The 3,203-nt window shown below is 69.1% G+C and carries 1 protein-coding gene; it reads right to left on the bottom strand.

From position 1 onward, the window contains the following. Positions 1–920 precede the first annotated feature (920 nt). Positions 921–3,152: an SUMF1/EgtB/PvdO family nonheme iron enzyme gene (locus tag A39O_RS36305; protein WP_020503901.1), complete on the bottom strand. Its 2,232-nt coding sequence runs from the start codon at positions 3,150–3,152 to the stop codon at positions 921–923. Between the last annotated feature and the right edge of the window lie 51 nt (positions 3,153–3,203).

Raw genomic sequence — 3,203 nt, 5'->3', positions numbered from 1 at the left:
ATGGAAAGCCGTCGTATCATGGCGTTAGTGTATCACGCGGGGTCCACTGGGCTGGGCCGTCGCGCACCCCGCCCGCTCAGAGGCCACCGCGTCCGCCCAACTGACGTTGATCACCGGCCGCTCACCCTGCCCCCTGCCTTCGTCGACCGGCGGCTGCCGCGCGGTCGCCGCGCAGAAGGCATCGTACTAGGCGAAGGTGCACGGTCAAGTGGTCCTCACCTGCAGTTGCCGCGACTGCGCGCCGAAGGTGACGAAGTGGCGGTTGCTCTCGGTCAATGGTCACGGCTGCGACNTTCCTTCAGCCAGGCTTCAATGACATCGGGATCGAGCCCGTGCAGCCGCTCCTCCAGCGTCAATTCCCGCAGCCGATCTTTCTCCACCAAGCGCTCCAGCAGGACGCGCAGGTGCTTGGGATCAGCCAGGACGTCGCCCAACAGGACGTGCAGGAATTTGGGATCGGCCAGCAGGTCCTTGACTGCTTCGCGTCGGAAGTCATCAACGGTGTAAGCCATGTCGATCTCCTCCAGGCCAGAGCCGGTGGCCAGTTGGTTGTGTAAAAACCGGTCAAGATTGCTGCGCGGGCGATATTGGGTCAAACCGTAGCGGGTTTGTGTGCGGGCATGGGCGAACGGATGAGGATATCCAGCCGCTGGCTTTTCAGGGCCCTCGCTTCTTCCATGACCACAGACGAGGAACGTCCAATGAACTCGGACCTGATCACCGGACGTAGGGACGGGTTTCAAACCCGTCCCTACGCGAAGGGTCTGCCTGGATGTCAGGTACGAAGGCGATACCCTTTCGCAGCGGGTGCCCAAATAAAATTTCGCGACCAAGCGGGCGAGCCCCCCTGGCCCCCCACGACCACCCCCGGTCTGCGCGCTGGCCGTAGTATGCCGGCAGGAGGTAAAGGGATAAGGATTTTAAAGGGATAAAGTTCTGGCGAGACGCAAACCGAGAGAGCCGCTGCGGTAGTCTGGCTCGAACACGCCGCGGTTGGCGGCGCGCAGAATCCACGGTTGGTCGCCCCAAGACCCGCCGCGCACCACCCGCGCGGAACTGCCTCCCGCCTCCCAGGCACGGCCGTCCGTGGGCTCACCCTGATAGCTGGCATGATACCGATCCTGCACCCACTCCCAGACGTTCCCATGCACCTCATGCAGACCCCAAGGGTTGGCCGGCAGATTCCCCACCGGGACCGTCTGTTTCCGGTAGACTCCGGTCTTAGCCCCGCAGCCGGCATAGACATGGTTGCCGTTGTAGTTCGCCTGGTCGGAGGTGATGCAGCGCCCGGTCCAGAACGGCGTGGTAGTCCCGGCCCGCGCCGCATATTCCCATTCGGCTTCCGTCGGCAAGCGATAGTGTTCCCCGGTCTCCTTCGACAACCAGACCGCATAGGCGACCGCGTCCTTCCAACTGACATTGATCACCGGCCGCTTACCCCGCCCCCAGCCGTGGTCGCCCGGCGGCTGCCGCCCGGTCGCCGCGCAGAAAGCATCGTACTGAGCAAAGGTGACCGCGCACTTCCCGATCGCGAACTGGGCAATCCGCACCGGGTGCTGCGGCCCTTCAACGTCACTGCGTTCCGGCTCGTTCGCCGGCGAACCCATCAAAAACGTGCCGCCGGGCAGGGCGATCAACTGCGGCTCAAACGCCAGACGGGGCACAAGCAAGGTCGGCGTTCGGATCGCGCTGGCCGTGGGTACGTGACCCCCAGAGGTTGCGACGGGTCCCGGCGGGTCGATCATCGCCGGCAGCGGTCGGGCGCCCCGGCGCGCGGCCCTGACCCGCAGCATCACAAAGACCCCGGCCGCCAACCCCAGCGCCCACACCAGCAGGGTCGGCATCCGTCGGGCCAGGCCGGTGAGGGTCTCCCAAGCGCCGGTCAAGGCCGCCGTCAAGCCCGCCACGGACGCCGCTTGCGGCATCTCCACCACGACCTGCGTCCAGCGCCCGGCGGTCACCGGATGCAGCGCGCTCACAGTCTGATACCCGTCCGCACGCACCTCCACCCGGTGGTCTCCGACCGCGAGGTCCCGTGCCCGCACCGGCACCCCAGGGGCGGCCTGGCCGATCACCCGGCCGTCGATCCGCACCTCGGCCGGGGTGTCGACGTCCACCTGAAGCTGCCCGGTGGCCGTCGGTGTGGCCGCCGCCTGAGCGGACGGCGCCGGCAAGGCCACGGCCGCGGCCGGCTCACCGCCGGCCGGGGCCGCCAGGTCCACCAGCAGCCGCAGGCCGTTGTCGGGGGCGCGGTTGGCTCCGCCCGGCCCGTAGAGGGGGGTTTCGTTGCGCGCGGCGGCGTCGAGCTGGTCGGGATTGGTATGGATGCTGCCCCCGCGAATGACCGCGGCACCGCGCTGGCCGAGGTACCAGGGGCTGCGGTAGAGTTCGATGGTCAGTTCTTCGACATTGCCGTAGAGGTCGTGCACGCCCAGCGGGTTGGCCGCGCGCTGGCCGAGGGGTTTGACCTGCCGGTCGCTGTTGTCCGCGTACCAGGCGTGGCGCTTCAGCCCGCCGTCCATCGGGTAACGGGGCGCGGTGAACTCAGCCCCACTGACCGCCCGACCGCCGCGCGCGCTGTATTCCCATTCCGCCTCGGTAGGCAGCCGCACCAGGGCCGGCCGCGGCACGCACAGGGTGGCGGCACGCCCGCAGTCGGGCAGCCGGTCGGCCTGCGTTGCCAGCCAGCGCGTCCAGTGCGCGGCAAAACCCAGCGCGTCGTACCAGCCGATTGCGCCCTGCGCCACCCGGGCGTCATCGCCCCCCGGCGCACAGGGTCCGCCGGTCAGCGCCGCCCGGGTGGCGTATTGCCGGCGCGAGACTTCGTATTTGCCGAGCAGCAGCGCCCGGCCGCCCGCGTGCTCAAAGGGGCCGACCAGGCGGAACAGGGGCGCCAGCTCCGGCGGCACGTCGGCCGGGACGGTGTCCGCGGTCGGCACCCAGCGGAAGGCCATGGCGCCGCCGCAGGGCAGCGGCAGCAGCACGTCGTCGGCCTTGGGCACGGGGTTGTAGAGGTCGCGCGGCCAGGTGATCGGCTCGGCGGCCAGGGCCAGCGGGGCGAACAACCCACCCAGGGCGAGGACGAAGAGCGGCAGGATTTGCCCATTCGGACGCCGCCAGCGGCGCGCCCCCGTGCTGCCGGCCGCGGTCATGGGGTCCTCACCTGCCGTCGCCGCGACTGCGCGCCGACGGTGACGAAGTGG

Source organism: Lamprocystis purpurea DSM 4197, assembly GCF_000379525.1.
In the GTDB taxonomy this organism is placed as follows: Bacteria; Pseudomonadota; Gammaproteobacteria; order Chromatiales; family Chromatiaceae; genus Thiodictyon; species Thiodictyon purpureum.
Note: the sequence above shows the minus strand (reverse complement) of the source record. Positions and strands in the feature narration are given on the sequence as shown.

Bases quoted from the DNA above. Each gene is read 5' to 3' on its own strand.
- A39O_RS36305 (WP_020503901.1), bottom strand. From the start codon at position 3,152: ATGACCGCGGCCGGCAGCACGGGGGCGCGCCGCTGGCGGCGTCCGAAT.